At 40.7% G+C, this 16,657-nt stretch carries 13 protein-coding genes and 1 pseudogene; 9 read left to right on the forward strand and 5 right to left on the reverse strand.

Going from position 1 to position 16,657, the window contains the following annotated elements:
* Positions 1 to 209: 209 nt before the first annotated feature.
* The 3 genes from NJ959_RS13025 to NJ959_RS13035 form a co-directional block, all read right to left on the reverse strand.
* Positions 210 to 956 carry a DevA family ABC transporter ATP-binding protein gene (locus tag NJ959_RS13025; protein WP_373693656.1) on the reverse strand — a complete coding sequence of 249 codons (747 nt, stop codon included), beginning with the start codon at positions 954 to 956 and terminating at the stop codon, positions 210 to 212.
* A gap of 80 nt (positions 957 to 1,036) precedes the next feature.
* The gene (devC, locus tag NJ959_RS13030) at positions 1,037 to 2,212 is read right to left on the reverse strand and encodes an ABC transporter permease DevC (protein ID WP_254012184.1); all 1,176 of its coding nucleotides are present in this window, start codon (positions 2,210 to 2,212) and stop codon (positions 1,037 to 1,039) included.
* Positions 2,213 to 2,422: 210 nt separating this feature from the next.
* On the reverse strand, positions 2,423 to 3,724 hold the full coding sequence (locus NJ959_RS13035) for an ABC exporter membrane fusion protein (protein ID WP_254012185.1): 1,302 nt from the start codon (positions 3,722 to 3,724) through the stop codon (positions 2,423 to 2,425).
* Positions 3,725 to 3,932: 208 nt separating this feature from the next.
* Here NJ959_RS13035 and NJ959_RS13040 point away from each other — a divergent pair, with 208 nt between their 5' ends.
* The 3 genes and pseudogenes from NJ959_RS13040 to NJ959_RS13050 all read left to right on the forward strand — a co-directional run.
* Positions 3,933 to 4,592 (forward strand): TetR/AcrR family transcriptional regulator, encoded by a 660-nt coding sequence (locus NJ959_RS13040; RefSeq protein ID WP_254012186.1) that lies wholly within the window; start codon positions 3,933 to 3,935, stop codon positions 4,590 to 4,592.
* 15 nt (positions 4,593 to 4,607) lie between these two features.
* Positions 4,608 to 4,955, forward strand: a complete 348-nt coding sequence (locus NJ959_RS13045) for a XisI protein (protein WP_254012187.1) — start codon at positions 4,608 to 4,610, stop codon at positions 4,953 to 4,955.
* A gap of 30 nt (positions 4,956 to 4,985) precedes the next feature.
* Positions 4,986 to 5,252, forward strand: a pseudogene (locus tag NJ959_RS13050) (type II toxin-antitoxin system RelE/ParE family toxin); the annotation flags it as partial.
* A 121-nt stretch (positions 5,253 to 5,373) separates the two neighbouring features.
* On the opposite strand, the gene NJ959_RS13055 reads toward NJ959_RS13050, so the two are convergent.
* Entirely contained in the window at positions 5,374 to 6,189 is an 816-nt protein-coding gene (locus tag NJ959_RS13055) for a pentapeptide repeat-containing protein (RefSeq protein ID WP_254012189.1), read from the reverse strand.
* A 160-nt stretch (positions 6,190 to 6,349) separates the two neighbouring features.
* Here NJ959_RS13055 and NJ959_RS13060 point away from each other — a divergent pair, with 160 nt between their 5' ends.
* Positions 6,350 to 7,255, forward strand: a complete 906-nt coding sequence (locus NJ959_RS13060) for a phosphodiester glycosidase family protein (protein ID WP_254012190.1) — start codon at positions 6,350 to 6,352, stop codon at positions 7,253 to 7,255.
* A 103-nt stretch (positions 7,256 to 7,358) separates the two neighbouring features.
* Here NJ959_RS13060 and NJ959_RS13065 read toward each other — a convergent pair whose 3' ends face one another.
* A complete protein-coding gene (locus tag NJ959_RS13065) occupies positions 7,359 to 8,222 on the reverse strand; it encodes a helix-turn-helix transcriptional regulator (RefSeq protein WP_254012191.1) in 864 nt (287 codons plus the stop codon).
* Positions 8,223 to 8,311: 89 nt separating this feature from the next.
* Here NJ959_RS13065 and cas3 point away from each other — a divergent pair, with 89 nt between their 5' ends.
* The 5 genes from cas3 to cas5d all read left to right on the forward strand — a co-directional run bounded on the left by cas3 (position 8,312) and on the right by cas5d (position 16,461).
* Positions 8,312 to 10,420 carry a type I-D CRISPR-associated helicase Cas3' gene (cas3, locus tag NJ959_RS13070; RefSeq protein WP_254012192.1) on the forward strand — a complete coding sequence of 703 codons (2,109 nt, stop codon included), beginning with the start codon at positions 8,312 to 8,314 and terminating at the stop codon, positions 10,418 to 10,420.
* 146 nt (positions 10,421 to 10,566) lie between these two features.
* On the forward strand, positions 10,567 to 13,824 hold the full coding sequence (cas10d, locus tag NJ959_RS13075) for a type I-D CRISPR-associated protein Cas10d/Csc3 (RefSeq protein WP_254012193.1): 3,258 nt from the start codon (positions 10,567 to 10,569) through the stop codon (positions 13,822 to 13,824).
* Between the two features lie 187 nt (positions 13,825 to 14,011).
* Positions 14,012 to 14,623, forward strand: a complete 612-nt coding sequence (locus tag NJ959_RS13080) for a hypothetical protein (RefSeq protein ID WP_254012194.1) — start codon at positions 14,012 to 14,014, stop codon at positions 14,621 to 14,623.
* Positions 14,624 to 14,707: 84 nt separating this feature from the next.
* A complete protein-coding gene (gene cas7d, locus NJ959_RS13085; protein WP_254012195.1) occupies positions 14,708 to 15,727 on the forward strand; it encodes a type I-D CRISPR-associated protein Cas7/Csc2 in 1,020 nt (339 codons plus the stop codon).
* Between the two features lie 5 nt (positions 15,728 to 15,732).
* A complete protein-coding gene (gene cas5d, locus NJ959_RS13090) occupies positions 15,733 to 16,461 on the forward strand; it encodes a type I-D CRISPR-associated protein Cas5/Csc1 (RefSeq protein ID WP_254012196.1) in 729 nt (242 codons plus the stop codon).
* Positions 16,462 to 16,657 lie beyond the last annotated feature (196 nt).

Here is a 16,657-nt window from a genome sequence, read left to right on the forward strand (position 1 = left end):
TTTACCTGTGGTGGCTTTGGTTTTTAAATGAGCCATAGCAATAATAGCAAAAGGAATGACTCAAAATAGTCCCCTCTTGCCTCTTTCCAGGGATTATCGTACTCGGCATTTGGTTCATTCACCCTGACGTTTACTTTACTAATCTGGTAATTTTATTATATCCCGATTGCTTATTATCTTTGATATAATTTAACTGAGAAAGTATTAAATTATATGGCTGATTGAAATACTATCGGCGCAGGAGATAAAAATCCATCTTCCATGTGAATAATCCGATCCGCAATATCTAAAATCCGGTTATCGTGAGTCACCAATAAAATTGTACAGCCTCTATCTTTAGCAAGTTTTTGCAGTAAATTAACCACATCTCTACCGGATTTACTATCTAAGGCTGCTGTGGGTTCATCAGCTAAGACAATTTGAGGATGACTAACTAAAGCACGGGCGATGGCTACCCTTTGTTTTTGTCCTCCAGATAAATCGTCTGGATAATAATTGATTCGCTCTCCCAATCCTACTAATTCAAGCATATCGGTAGATTTTTGCAGCATTTCTTGAACAGAATATTCTGGATGAAGTTCTAATCCCATCCGCACATTTTGTAAGGCGGTTAAACTTTTGTGTAAATTATGTGCTTGGAAAATATAACCAATATGCCGCCGCACTTGGACTAACTCTTTTTTAGAAGCATCAACTATTTGTCTATTTAATACTAATAAACTACCCTCATGGGCGGAACGCAATCCACCAATTAAAGTCAAAAGAGTAGTTTTTCCGGAACCAGAAGGACCAGTCAAAATTACAATTTCACCGGAATTAATCTGCAAATTGATATCAAATAACACCTGCTTCCGCAATTTACCTGCACCGAAGTAGTGATTCAGATTTTTAATTTCAATAGCTGCTTGAGTAAACATTTTGGGGAATGGGGAGTAGGGAGTGGGGAGTGGGGACATTTGATGTAGTAGTAGGGTGCGTTATGCTTTGCTAACGCACCATTACGACTATCTGCAATATAGCTGCGTAAGTCCTAAAATCAAAACATATCAGCAGGATCAGCACCTTGTAATTTACCAGTAGATATCGCACCTGAAATCGTACACATAATCATAGTTAACACTAGAACATAAACAGCTTTGCCCAATGTCATATATAAAGGTAAATTAGTAGCTTTGCGAGTCAAACTATACATGCCTAGTGATACCGCTACTCCTGGAATAAAGCCAAGCATTGCTAAAATTAATGCTTCTTCAAAGACTACACCTAAAAAATAGATATGGCGATAACCCATGGCTTTAAATGTAGCGTACTCTCCTATATGATCGTTAACATCAGTAGAAAGAACTTGATAGACGATAATTATCCCTACCACAAAACCCATTACCACACCCAAACTGAATACAAAACCAATGGGAGTATTTTTTGACCAGTAATCTTTTTCAAAATTAACAAATTCTTCCTTAGTTAGCACCGCTACGTCATTAGGTAAGTGAGATTTTAATTCAGTTGCTACCTTAATTGGATCGTAACCTGATGTCAGTTTAATTAAACCGATACTAACACTGGCAGCTTGGCGGCGCGGGAATAATAGGAGAAAGTTTTGTTCGCTAGTAATAATGCTACCATCCGCCGCAAATGAAGCCCCGATGCGATATAAACCACTAATAGTAATCATCCGCTGTTCCAATTCTGTCTTGACGCTTTTCCCACTATCAATTTTTGCGATCGCATTTTTATATTCACCCCTGGAAGCCCGATCGAATAATACCGTATCCGGTAACTTAATCGAATTTAAGTTTTGATTGATTTCCGGGATGTTAAAAGCAGCGCGATCGGGATTAAACCCCACAATCAAAATGGTAGTTTCTTTATGAGTTTCGGGGTTCTTCCAATTGGCTATATTAGTATATAGTGGTTCCGCAGATTTTACCCCAGGTATCCTCATCGCCTGATATAAGCGACGGCGGGAAAAAGAGGACATTCTTACTAAGTTATGGGCTTGGGGACTAATTAACACTAAGTCAGCGTTTAGGGTTTGGTGCATTCGGGTATTGCTATCATATAAGGCTGTTTGGAAGCCTAGCTGCATTAGCATTAGCACGTCGGCAAAAGCTACTCCAGAAATTGCGACTAATAAGCGACTTTTTTGGTGAGTTAGTTGCAGCCATCCTAGTGACGTGCGGCGTTTTAGTTGTTGAATGAATGAGAACATTTTATTGGTGAGTAAGGTGTGGGTTTTGGAGTAGGGAAGATGGGGGTTTTCAAATTTATCTATCCTGGTTATCAGTTGTATATAAGAGAGATTTTTTTAACGCATAGACGCGCAGCGGCTTCTCGCCAGAGTAGGGACGCAAAGGTTAACGCAAAGGTACGCAAAGAAGAGAGTGTTTTTTTTTGATCTGTTCCAACTATTTGAGCAATGTTAGATATCAATGGTTACTTTTACTTGTAGATTGGTTAATCCGGTGACTTTTTGGCTGGAAGTAGGATCTAGACGGATTCTTACTTCTACTACTCTGTTATCGATGTTGGCAGATGGATCTGTATTGATGACGTTTTGCTTTTTCACTTGGAAGCCAATTCTTTCAACGGTTCCTTTTAATTCTCCAGGGAAAGAATCACTGGTAATTTGCACATTTTGACCGTTTTTTACTTCTTTGATATCGCTTTCATAGATTTCGGCTACGGCATACATTTTGCTAGTTTCTCCTAGTTCTGCAATTCCTTCTGGTGCAATTATTTCGCCGGGGCGATTGTGGATTTTTAATACTTGGGTATCGCGGGGAGATTTCACATAAGCTCGATCTAAATTGGCTTGGGCGGTTTTGACTGCGGCTAGGGCTTGATTGACTTCTGCTTGGGCGGCTTGTACGTCTACGGGGCGGACTTCGGAAATCTTATCTAAGGTGGCTTCTGCTTCTTTAATTTGTTCTTGTCCTCCAGCAGAAATTCGTGCTAAATTGGCTTGTGCTTCTTTAATTTGTTCTGCTTGTCCTAAGCTGATACGATCTAAATTTGCCTGGGCTTCTTTAAGTTGTTGTTGGCTTCTATCTAAGGTAAGGCGTTTGCTATCTATGATTGATGCGGAAATTGCTCCTTCTTGGTAAAGAGTCTGATAGCGTTGATATTCTATTTGGGCGTTAGCGAGTTCAGATTCTAGTCTTGTTATGGTTGCTTGTTGGGCAGCAATTGCATTTTGACGTTCCGTATCTATCCGAGCAACTACGGCATTTTGTGCGGTAATTTGGCTGGTTGTTTCTGTCTTAATCCTGGCAACTGTTGCTCTTTGTGCGGTAATTTCGCCTTCCTTGGCTCCGGCTTTTACCTGCATTAAATTCGCTTGGGTGACTCTCACTCTTTCTTGGGCTTCTGCTAAGGCGGCTTGGAGGCGATTCTCACTGTCTAAAATGGCAATTACTTGTCCGGCTTTGACGCGATCGCCTTCTTCTACTAAAATATGCTCAACTCTACTACCTTCAGCAGATGTAGGGGCTGAGAGTTTAATTACTTCTCCTTTTGGCTCCAATCGCCCCAAGGCTGTCACTACTGTTATTTTTGGGCTGCTTACCACAGCAGTTTCTGCGATTCGATTTCCTCCTGACTGAAACTGTCTCACCGCATAAATCCCACTCCCGCCCACAATCAGAGTGGCTATTATTGATAGTGCAAATGTACTGCGGGGAGTAAGGATTCCCGATTGGGCGGAGAGTTTTAAGTTCACCATGGCAGACCTCCTGGTAGAAAACTAAACGGTTTAGTCTTGTTACTATACTAAACCGTTTAGTATGATAAAGTCAAGGTGGAAAAACCTAACCCCCCAGCCCCCTTCCCTAGTAGGGAAGGGGGAGCTGGAAATCTGGCTTCTCTCTCATGAATAGGGGAGGAGTTGGGAGAAGGGGTAAAACGGTTTATTGATAATATAATTTTTGAGAATGGTACGAGCGAAAACCAGTGTAAATAAGGTGAAGGAAAAAGCAAGTAAAGGGAGAGCCAAAACTGAATCCCCACGGGAGACTAGTAGTGAAAAAGCCGAACAAATTCTGCAAGGGGCGATGGCGGAATTTTTGGCTCATGGCTACGCTGCTACTAGTATGGATAGGGTAGCCTCGGCGGCCAAAGTTTCCAAGGCTACTGTTTACAGCTACTTTCAGGATAAGGAAGCATTATTTACTGCTTTAGTCGAGCAACTAGCAGAGGAAAATTTTCAATTTATATTTAACGATAAGATGATTGAGGGGGAACCCAAGGTTGTGTTGCGGCGGTTAGGAACGACTTTGCTAAATCAGATTTTAACAGAGCCGGATCATCTAACATTTATTCGGTTAATGATTGGTGAATCGGCTCGGTTTCCCAACTTAGCGAAAACTTTTATTCGTTGCATTACCAAGCCAGGAATTGAGCGTTTAACTGAATATCTAGCTAATTGTCCACAACTGAATATTCCCGATCCAGAAGCAGCGGCGCGGATTTTCCTTGGCTCAGTCATCTATTATGTTCAATTACAAGAGATGATGCACGGTAAAGAAATTATGCCTATGGAGAGCGAGCGATTGATTGATAGTTTGGTTCATCTACTGCTTAGTAGTAAGTAAGGTAGAGGATCGAGCTTGAAATTCGAGATAGTAGATATTGATCTGACGGGGCGACAACTATGGCTGAAACAGTATGCTGATTCTATGAGTAAGAACCCAGAAGCGGAAGTTGAAATCGAGCTTGTTTTCGATACTGAAAACGATCGCTATCTTTTACTCAATGTGGGTTGGCGAGGAGTGAAGCGGGTTCATCACTGCCTGTTTCACTTTGATATCAAAGGTGAGAAAATTTGGCTGCAAGAAAATAATACTGACATTGAAGTCGATCGAGATTTACAAGAGATGGGTATCTCTCAAAAAGAAATTGTAGTGGGTTTCCACCATCCTTCTGTGCGCGAGTATTCTGACTTTGCGACGGCTTAACTTCCTGGATACTCAGCCAAAAAGAGCGATATTTGCAAGGATATTCAACCCGTCATCGAACAACTCGAACAGGGAGAGCTGCCAGGAGATCGAATTGCTGGAGTGGGTTATGCAGTCTTCAAGTTGACAGTCCGAAATAGCGACACTCAAAAAGGTAAAAGTGGTGGCTACCGTTTAATTTACTACGTCCAAACAGCAACGGGAATCATTTTGCTGACAGTTTACACCAAATCCGAACAAGTCGATATTGGAGCAGAGGATATTCGGAACATTATTATAGAATACGAGCAGCAGTAGGGCGAATATGGTTCGAGTTCTCTTTTAGTTTTATTACTCTTTTCGCGCCGGAAGAATAACTATTGAAGAAACCACTAAGACACTAAGACACTAAGACACAAAGGAAGAGATAGATAATCTTCTACCGATCGATATCTGTATTGCGTAACTCGGCTTTAGTAAATATAGCATCTGTGAGATTAGCTCTTTTAAAAGAAGTTCCAACTGCTTGTTGCACTTGCAAAACGACATGAAAGAAAGAAAGGATCGCCAACCAAAAATAAACCAAAGACAAGAAAGTAAAAACAACTCCCCAAGGGAAGATTATTTCCACGCTTAAAAAAGAACTGGCAGTAGCACTCAAGACAAAAGTCGCTCCATAAGCAGTTATTGCAGCAGCAGCAGCGATCGCGATCTTTGCTAGTTGAGAATGCCATTGAGAATTGACAAAATACATTAAACTTCCACCTGCAAGCATACCTGCTAGTGCTGCGATAGGATTGTTATTACTCAAGACACCGAGATAAAAGAACCCGACAATCGCTCCTGATAAGATGCTAGATACAGCGATCGCCACTCTTCCTAAAGCAGATGTTTTTCCGCAAATGGCAGTAATTCCAGCCGCTAATCCCGCTACCATTAACACCGTGCATAATAAAATAACAAAAGACCAATAACGAGAACTGGGAACTTCTCCTTGAGCGTTAAATATCACTCGTCCTACAACATCTCCCAATCCTAAGAAAACTATCGCTATTGCTAATAGTATTGATATTAACTGACGGCGAGATAATCCGGTTTTCACTCTTTCAAAGTTAGCCCCAACTAACTGTGCGTTGCTGAAATTACAACCGCGAATATCGGCACCGCTAAAGTCCGCACCATTGAGAATTTGTCCTTGAAAGGAGCGATTCCTCAAATCTCTATCGGCAAAGTTATGTTGTGGATAATTAGACATAAATTTACTAAGTTAGTAACAAGTAAATAATCAAACAAAGGAACAATAAAGAAAGATAAAAAGAACTATCGCCGCTCTCTTCTACGTTTGTAAAGATGGCTAAGATAACAACTAACAACTAATAACTAATAACTAATAACTAACAACTAACAACAAATTCATGAAAGTAATTTCTCAACGCAGTATAGAGTTAGCTGTAAAAGCAATAATAGCGATCCTATTGCTAGTACCAATAATAATATATAATACACCATTCTTTTCGCGTCCGCCACTAACCAACGAAACGCGATCGCTATTCCAGGGAATTAGTTACAAAAGAGAATTTCGTTCCCTTCCTCATCCCGTCATGCTGCACCTCGTTAACATCGATTTGACAGCACCGGGAATCGGGGTTTTTGTGACTCCGGGAACGCAGCAATCGGACAAGATGGAAACTAACGCTCGCACTGCTTCTCAATTTTTAGAAGAATTCAAACTGCAATTGGCAATCAATGCTAATTTCTTTTCTCCTTTTAAAGAAAAGGCTCCTTGGGATTACTTTCCTAAAAATGGCGATCGCGTTAACAATGTCGGTCAGGCTATCTCTAACGGCAAAGTTTATTCAGAACCAAATTTTAACTTTCCCGTTCTTTGTTTTGCTGCTAACAATCGCGCTCAAATTATCGCTAGCGGTACTTGTCCGGAAGGAACTCAGGAAGGAGTAGCGGGTAATAAAATACTAATCCAAAATGGCAAAGCAACAACTATTGACGAAGATAACAGTCAAGATCTCAAAAATTATCCTCGTGTAGTAGCAGCTTTAGATAAGAAAGGAGAAAAATTATGGTTGCTTTTAGTTGATGGCAAACAGCGCTTTTATAGCGAAGGATTAAAAGCATCTGAAGTGCAAGAGATATTGTTAAACTTAGGAGTCGATATGGCTCTCAATTTAGATGGAGGTGGTTCAACTACCTTAGCGATGGCTACTCCTGCTGGAGCAAAAGTTCTCAATGCTCCTATTCACAATAAAATTCCCATGCAAGAACGTCCGATTGCCAATCATTTAGGATTTTATGCTAATAATTAGGTAATGGATAAAATGAAGGATTTTAGTCCATTTCAATGGACTTAAGTTATTAGCCGTAGACTTGAGTCCACGGCTGATTTTCTGGCTCTGATAATATCAAATATTAATCCCGAATTTCGATATCGTAGTTGTGGCAAAGGGATTTAAGTTTTTGTTTGACGCGATCGCGGATACTATCGGGAGCTACAATTACGCAATCTTCCCAATACCGCGATAGTTCCCGAATCAGCCAGAAAGGGTTGACGACTCGCCGCGTTACATGGAGTACGCCATCTTTGAGTTGATGTTCCAAATCCTCCTCTCTAAATTGATATGCTTTTGCTAGCCAACCAGTAAACTGTAAGTGTACTTTGATGGAGTCCAATTCACCTCGCCACTCGCCACCAATGGGCAAAACTGACTGAATCTTGTCAAAACGCAAGCAACGGTTGTGCCACAATTCTGGTAAATCGGGGTTCTCATTTTCCACATCTTTGGTTTCTTCACACCAGACTTGGAGGTAGAAGCGTTTTTCGTAAAAGGTAGTCTCAGCATAACGGACAGTAAATTCTAATTCTTGCTCTTGGGAGTTGCGGTAGAGGAGGCAGAATGGCTGCTTTCTTGCTCTGAAATCTTCAATCTGAATCCGCCATCCTTCCGTAGGTTGACTAAGTTGTTTCATCAGGGATTGACGGAGGGGTGTTTCCAGTTTACCTTGACTTAGCAAAAGTGTAAGTATAGTTTGGGCTTCTCCTATATGACCTACATCCTGCAAAGCTTTGATGGCTTGCTGCAAAGCTTTGACCTGATTAGAGTCTAGGGAGAAAGGTTCTCCGAGGGCTAGCTGTTGTTGGGCGATCGCGACAATCAGCCCCGATACGCTGGGTTCTTTGCCCCAAAAGATTTTGAGGCGGCGTGCGAGGGCTTCTAGCTGCTCTTTGGTTCCCGGTGGGATTGATAGTGTAATCGTTTCTTTTTTTCTGGGCATCTGGAAAATCACACTTGTACTTTCAAGAAAAATATGTCATTATCAATTTAGTTTAAGTACAGATTAGCTCAATTCACAGCCATCCAACTATGACAGCCTACACTATTGGGCTTCAACCCGTATACTCGCAGCGGGCGGAAGCAGTTCCCCAGGGCGTGACGTTACCGCCTGATTGGTCCTCGCTTTCCTGGCATCAAGCCGAAACTTTTAAGCTGCTGCAAGATCCAAATGTGGATGTGGTTTTTAATCAAGCGATGACGGGTGATGGTAAAAGTTTGGCGGCTTATCTGCCAGCGATGACAAATCGCACGTACACTTTAGCCATGTACCCGACAAATGAATTGGCACGAGATCAGGAAAAACAGGTAGCGGGTTATAAAGCTCAGTTTAAACCAGAATACGATCCACAAATTTATCGATTAAATGCGGCAATTCTTGAAGAGTTTATTCAGACGAATAAACTATCTTCTAAACTGACGGGATTATGCAATCGCGCTGAAAATTCAGAGATTCTCCTGACTAATCCCGATATCTTTCACTATATCCATGACTTCCGCTACCTGCGGCGTAATAAGGAAGGCAAGGGAGATAACGCTAATCGTTTATTTGCTAAAATTGACGAGAATTATCAATTAATGCTGTTTGATGAGTTTCACGTTTTATCATCTGCTCAAATTACCAGCATTCTGAATGCGATGCTACTAATTAAGCACACCGTACCCGGGAAAAAGTTTCTTTTTCTTTCGGCAACTCCCAACGATTTATTAGAGGATTTTTTGGCTAAGGCTGGATTGAGGTATCGGATTATCGATCCAGTTAAACAAGGTGCTTATCAGTTTTCACATGGGGATAATTGGCGACAGATTAACTATCCAATTCGACTGAGTTTTCCTAAAAAATTAGAACCGAACCTACGCTCGAGTTATGACTGGATTTTAGAGAATGTGGAAACAACGATTTTGTCGTTTTTTCAAGAACATCCTGGGAGTAAGGGGGCAATTATTTTAAATTCGATTGCGGCTGTCAAAAAGTTAGTACCTAAATTCAAAGAGATTTTTGAACCTTTAGGATTAAAGGTAAGAGAGAATACAGGATTGACGGGGGAGACAGAAAAGTCTAGATCGGTAGCAGAAGCGGATTTGCTTTTGGGAACTTCTACGATTGATGTGGGGGTGGATTTTAAGATTAATTTTTTGGTATTTGAAGCCGCAGATGCGGGGAATTTTATTCAACGGTTTGGTAGGTTGGGTAGACATGAAGGTTTTGAGGTTTATCAGGCTTATGCTTTGCTACCTAATTTTATTGTAGAGAGGCTGTTTGAAATGGAAAAGCATCCGTTAGAAGATGAGGGAACCTACAATCGCATTACCTTTTCTGAGGCTATTCGCGCTCATTATGGCTATGTGAATGAGTTTAAACAGTATCCCAAGCGCTGGGGTGGAATTCAATCTGCTTGCGTTCATTTGGAGTTAAAGAAAAGCTGGCAAATGCGGCAACAATATCCAGAAGCGGCTGATAAGTTTGAAGCCGATATCGAAAGTACTTTGGGAATCAGGATTAAACAGATGTACGCCCAGCTTTTCCGATGTATGGAGAAGGAAAAAAAGAAAATCATTGATGAGGCGCGGAGTTTTCGGGGAATTAGTCAGTTAGATTGTGGTATTTATGACGCTACTAATCTAGATGAACCGGAAAGAGAACGTTTTAAAAATTATAATCTTCCTAGTTTATTGAGTAATTTTACTTTTGAGTGGATGGAAAAGAAAGACTTTATGGCACAAGCAAAGAAAGGTGGGTTAGCAAGTAGTCGGTTTGATGAGGCTTTGTGTTATTTGAAATTGACTGGATATCGAGAATTGCGAGAGGATTGGCAGTTTTATTATGGGGGAGAGGATTTAAAGGATATGTCTAAATCTGGGAAGGTTCAAATTTTGAAAGGTTTAGAAGTGACGGGAGGAACAAACGATATTAGTCGCAAGTTAGCGAATCGAGGGTTAGTGTGCTTTATTTCAGATTGCGATCGCGCTACCTTAAGAGGAAAATTAGGATTACCAATTCATTTTCAGGCTTATGGCTTGAGCGATCGCGCTGAGGAACGGAAACCGCCTTACACTATTGCTTTTGGGCGCTCCGCATTGTTGTTGGAAACGCTAATTTGGCACTGGAAGCCAAAGGAGGATGAAGGATGGATTTGTTGAAAATATTGGGGAGAAAGGGCTTTGCCCGAAATCAGAAGGCAATAATGTTTCAATACCTAATAAATATTTATACTCAGGGAGTACTGAACTCCATTCCTTTCTCCTTATATAAACGATCAACCAATTGAACCAGAGTAAACATAATCATGAATGAAGATGAACTTTACAAATGGCTACATTCTCCAGATGAGGATGAAGAAACATCGGAAAAGCCAGAACTTTTAACAATTCGATTGTTTAAAGAGGCGGTACGGGAAGTAGAGGGGAATGAGAGCGATCGCATCATCGCATCTTTTGCTGAAAATGTCTTACCTAAGCTAATTCAGCAGTTAGTCGGTGCAACAGCTAAAGGTGGTCAATTTACGGAAGATAGACGCGCTGAAGGAAAAAATGTTGAACGGAGTAAACACGATCAATCTTTTACATCACACCTGCTTAATGGTTTATTCCCAAGTTACCGAATTCTCAAAAAGCTGAAGACAGAGACATCGGAAACCAATCCAGTCAAACGCCATTGCAGTGAAACCGAAATAGCTTTGTTTGTAGCATCATATATCCTCCACGACTTTGACAAATTCCCCGATTATTGTAAATGGCTGGAAACTAACGATTCAGAGGGAAAATTTGCCAACAGAGACTGGAGGGAGAAACCACCTCATAAAGATGAAGCGCCTAATTTTGGACGAGAATATGTGGCTGAGAAGTTACAAGAATTTGGCTTAGATAGCTTATTAGGTGACAACTGGAAATCTCACATTGATGATATTGTCTGGATGAGCAACAATGCTGGGGTTAAATATGATGCAGATTTAGGATTGGCAACTCGGGGATTACAACCGAAATTAGATGGGAGAGTGAGAGGAACTTTGGCAAATTTAGTCAGACTTTCTGACTTATTTGCTTCGGTGGTAAAACGTCCCAGCGATGTCGAATCAGAAGGATTAGGCGATGTTTTGCATAGCCTCAGTAACGGACAGTTTAAGTTTAGCTATCACTCACTTTCAGATAATCGTGGCGTATTGACAAATATCATTAATAATGCTTTGATCGATGGACATCTCAGGGAGTTTTATACACCGCTTTTGTATTTACCTGATGGGGTTGTTTATTTAGCAAAAATTGATGCACCTGGGATTGATACTGAAGGAATTCCTCATCAAGTTATCGCTAAAATTAAGCATCTTTGTGCTGAGAGACTGAGATTAAAACCGACTGGATTTAGTCGTGATGGGAAAGGCTTTAAATTTGCTGACTATTACTGGCTATTCTTCGATACCGTTGAACTGATGGAAGTCAGTACCGTAGCGGCTTGTAAACTGATTCCCAGTACCAAAGGTTCCTCGGCTAAAAAGCGTAGTGATAGCTTGGTAGCTTTTCAAAAGGCTGGAGAATTACCGAGTCAGTTTAATGTAGAATTTGAGGAAGATTACCGGATCGATCGCTTGGCAGAATTTGGCGATATTCTCTGTCGAAAAATATGGGATAATTGGTGCGATCGCGTTAAAACTTCTCAGAAAGATTTACCCAAAGCTAACCGCAAAACTCTACCGGAATTAGAATTAACTCAAAAACTGGCTGAATACTTAGGTTTGGCAGATGAAATACCCGCATTATCAGCTATTCAATCCCTGAAAAAAACTGGCGGTGTTCCCCTTGATTGGTATTATCTAGCCGCACGGTATTTTCAGCAGAATAAAGGGTTAGATGAGGCACAAGTTCGAGATATTATGGAGGGAATAGTCGCTCATGCTGCTAGTCTAATTACACCGATTTTTGCAGAATTTACCATGCCTGATGGTTGGCAAGATTTGCGGACTTATGTCAGTCAAGTTGTTTCCTTACCAAGTGGTGCAGTTGTCGTACCAGAAACGCAGTCATTTTTAATCGAACTAACGCGATATAAGGCGGCAAAAATAACAGGAAGAGGACGAGAAAATGTCTGTGCTATGTCCAGTTCATCATATACCGTGACGGAACAAATGGAAGCGGCGACTTTATTTACTCCCCAAGTTTACAGCAACCGCCAAATTTTGTTTAACGCCCAAGCAGCCAAGCGTCAAATTTGCTCAATTTGGTCAATTGAACTGATGTTGAGACAAATTTTGATGAATCAAACTAATGCCACAGGAGGAGACTTTGAAAGCCGCAAATATCGCTATCTATATCTTTACCCCGCTTACTTCTTTACCCCAGAAACCAATAAGTTTTTGCAAAAGGCTTACAGTTGGATTGCACGAACTCGATTTGATGCCGATATTCGTAAGCATTTAATTAGCGATAAGCAAGTAGCTAAATTTGATGTTGATAACTATCAACAAGTAGATTCCTTATTAATTCAGGAAAATTTGGAATCAGAAAATGATCGGACTTTTAAAATTAGCTATCCAGATAATCAACCCCTGACATTCTTTTTCTTAGGATTACCACCGGGAAAAGATGCGACAGATACCGAATCATGGGTAATGCCAGCTTGGTTAGCATTAGCTTTACCGCTGATTCTCGATGTGAAAGTAGTTGCATCAGAGTCACCAGTACCACCATTTATTAGCGGTGCTGACTTTGAAACAACTACAGTTTTAGATGGCGAACACCAAGCGATTCGTGCTTTAATTAAACAAGATGAATATCGATTAGATAGCATTTTGCCTCGCACCTCAACACCGCGTAAATTTTCACCATTAAATGCTCTTAGTGCTGCTTATTCCATTCACTTAGAAGTCAATCGCAAGAAAGATGGCAACCCTGACTGGGGTAAATTAGCGGACTTGGCACGAGATTTAGAAACCAGTCCTCTCTATGTCTTTCATTACCTGAATAAATGGCTGCGAAAGCAAGACAAAATTGAATCTGTCCCCATTGCCAAAATTCGCTTGTACTTTGACCTTTACTACTACTTTGAACCGGAGGGAAAAACCGTGAATCAACTGCGGGAATTAACACAACTTTATCGCCGCTTTTATCGTGCTAAGAGTCAATATGCCAAAGCTAATGCCATTCTTAAACCAATCGATGAAGCGGCTGATGTAATTCTTAAATTTGATAAAGCTTTAGCCAACGATAGCGAATCTTTAATAGATATTGTCGCGGGACGTTTATCAAAATTGATGAATAATGTGCGGCGACGTGCAGCAGAAGGGAAACCGACACTTACTTTCATGGATGGCAAGTGGAAACCTGCTTTGACTTCAGAAGAAGAAAGACAAGCTATTTATGAATTTGCTAAGTATTTTGTGGAGGTAATTTTTGATGGAAGTTTAAAAAGCGATCGCGCTCGTTTAGCAGGTACACAACTAAACCTAATTCGCGATACTTGTGAGTTTATCTATCGCCTAGAAGAAGACAAAATCAGTAAGAGTCAATCCCACAACCAAGAAGATTCACAAGATGATAACCTTGATGAATAAATTCAACTCACTAGTCTATCGATAAAGCGATCCAACGTTAGGAGGAATCTAATATGGCAAAGCTACTCGATCCAAATCAATCATACACCTATCGAGTGCCAGAAGATTTGGAGGAGCTAATGCGCATTTTAGTTCAATCTCTTGTTGTCTAGCTTATCTCATAGATGATTTATCAGGAGTATTCGCCATGTCGAAACTACTAAATCCCAATCAACCATATACATTCACCAAGATTTTTGATTTAAAAATTGCCGCAGATGAGCTTGCTAATGAATTTGGCTATACTCTAACCCGTAAGCGGTTAAATTTGCCACAATATCAAAGTGAACTAGAGTCTCTAGAAGCACTTAAATCTCGAATTGAGCGAGTGCTTCCTTACGTTGATTTAGCAAGTGAAACATCTCGCCGTGAAGTACTGATTTCACAAGTTGTTTTGGATTTAGTTTATTACACTAAATCTCAGTTAAAAATTGAGTATGCTATCAAGGTAACCGAGCAACTTCAGGGATATTTAGATTACTTGATCAGAAGTCAAACCGAGGTATTAGTGATTGAAGCAAAACGAGAAGATCTTGATTATGGTTTTAGCCAACTTGTGGCAGAAATGATTGCCCTCGATCAATGGGATCGCACACCTGCACAACCAACTATATTAGGGGCTGTAACCACCGGGAAAATCTGGGAATTTGGTCTTTTGCATCGAGATGTAAAACATATCGATCAGGGTTTAGATACCTATCGCGTTCCGGATGATTTAGAGCCACTGATGCGTATTCTCGTCAAGGCTTTACTTCCCTAATGCTTCATCTCATTGTTCGTAGTAAGCGCTGAAGCGCTTACTACAAACCCAGTCAAATTAATCAAAATTTAGGAGTTAATCACCATGGCATTCCTCAAATCAATCGACTCAAAATTATTCCACACCGAAATTCCCGCTAAACCAATGGGAAAATATGCTCACTTCTTAACGGTGCGGGTGACAGAATCTTATCCATTATTCCAGACAGATGGAGAGTTGAATAAAGCCAAAGTTCGCGCTGGAATTGAAGACAAACACAAACAAGCAATTAGTCGGTTAGCAATGTTCAAGCGTAAACAGTCTACACCGGAACGTTTAACCGGGCGAGAATTACTGCGGAATTACCAAATTGGCGACTGGGAAAAGTGCGACTATAACGTTGATTTCAGCAAAACTACTCCTGATTGTATCCTCTATGGTTTCGCTATTGGTGACTCTGGTTCGGAAAAATCTAAAGTTGTTGTAGATACTGCTTATTCTATTACTTCTTTCGATGATTCTCACCTCAATTTTACCCTCAACGCACCCTTTGAAAATGGAACAATGAGCCGTCAAGGGGAAGTCACCAGTCGCATTAACAGCCAAGATCATATTTTACCGCAAGTGTTTTTTCCCAGCATTGTGACACTAAAAGATCCAACTGAAGCGGGATTTATCTATGTTTTTAATAACATTCTGAGAACCCGTCATTATGGGGCGCAAACTACCCGCACCGGAAGGGTGAGAAATGAACTAATTGGCGTAATTTTTGCTGATGGAGAGATTGTCAGTAATCTCCGCTGGACACAAAAAATCTATGACTTGATGGAAAATTTAGGTCAAATTAATTCACCCGATCCCTTAAATGAAGATGATGTCCTGAAAGCAGCAAGTCAAGCAATCAATGAACTCATATCTGGTGAATATGTTTCCCATACTGATTTTATCGGCGATTCTTTTCAACAACTACTCGCAGAGGTTAAGTCCATTACTAGTGATGAAGCCAGCCTCAAAGCCATGTTAACTCAAGCCAATATGGAATCGAGTACTTATGCACAGAAATATATCCTCAAGAGTTCAGAAAAAGGCAAGAAAGGTAAAAAAGCAAGTGCAGCAGCGGAGTAATTACGATGACAATTATCTATCGCTGTCAAATAGAATTACACGACAGCGTATATTATGCAACTCGTGAGATAGGAAGACTCTACGAAACAGAAGCAGTAATTCACAACTATGCCCTCTGTTACGCCCTAGGATTAGTCGATAGTGAAAAATATGCTACTACGGTTCCCGAAGAACATTCCTATCGCTACTTTTGTCCGGAACAAGTGCCCAAATACGAGGAACACCTAACCCCACTTAACCAACAAGGAATTTATGTAACTCCGGCGAGATCCCTTTCCCATTCTTCCATACTCAATACCTGGAAATACGCCAACAATAACTATCACGTTGAAATGGAAAAAACCCAGAAGAATATCCCCAGTTTTGGTAGAACAAAAGAAATTGCACCGGAAAGTAAATTTGAGTTTTTCATAATTTCGGAAAAATCTCTAATTGACAAACCCCAAAAACTACCAAAATGGATACGTCTAGGTAAATGGATGAGTAAAGCCGAAGTAACAGTTGAGGAATTACCCAAATTTAAGCGATGTGAAGGAGAATTTATCTTCCCCTATCCTCTCAACCCTCTAGATGTCATGTTTTCCCATCGCGTCATCAGTTACGATGTGATTAATATGCCACCTGTCAGTTTAATTCGTAACATCAAACTCCAAGGACAATATTATAAGTTAGAAAAAGAGTTTGGTAACTTGGAAATCCCTGGACAAATGGAGTATCGTTTTCGAGGTGTATGAGGAGGAAAATTTAATTCCTTTTCCTACTGTAGTAATGGTGCGTTATCTATCGCATAACGCACCCTACAGATAGAGTCTTTGCTCAAAAAAAACCTCCGCGTACCTCCCTCAAACCTCCGCGTACCTCTGCGTTAAAAAAAAGATATCAACATGCCCCACAGTCTCATCCTCAACCTCATCCCCGCCTCCCCCATCT

Origin of the sequence: Limnofasciculus baicalensis BBK-W-15 (genome assembly GCF_024178385.1) — a bacterium.
GTDB classification, from domain to species: Bacteria; Cyanobacteriota; Cyanobacteriia; order Cyanobacteriales; family Coleofasciculaceae; genus Limnofasciculus; species Limnofasciculus baicalensis.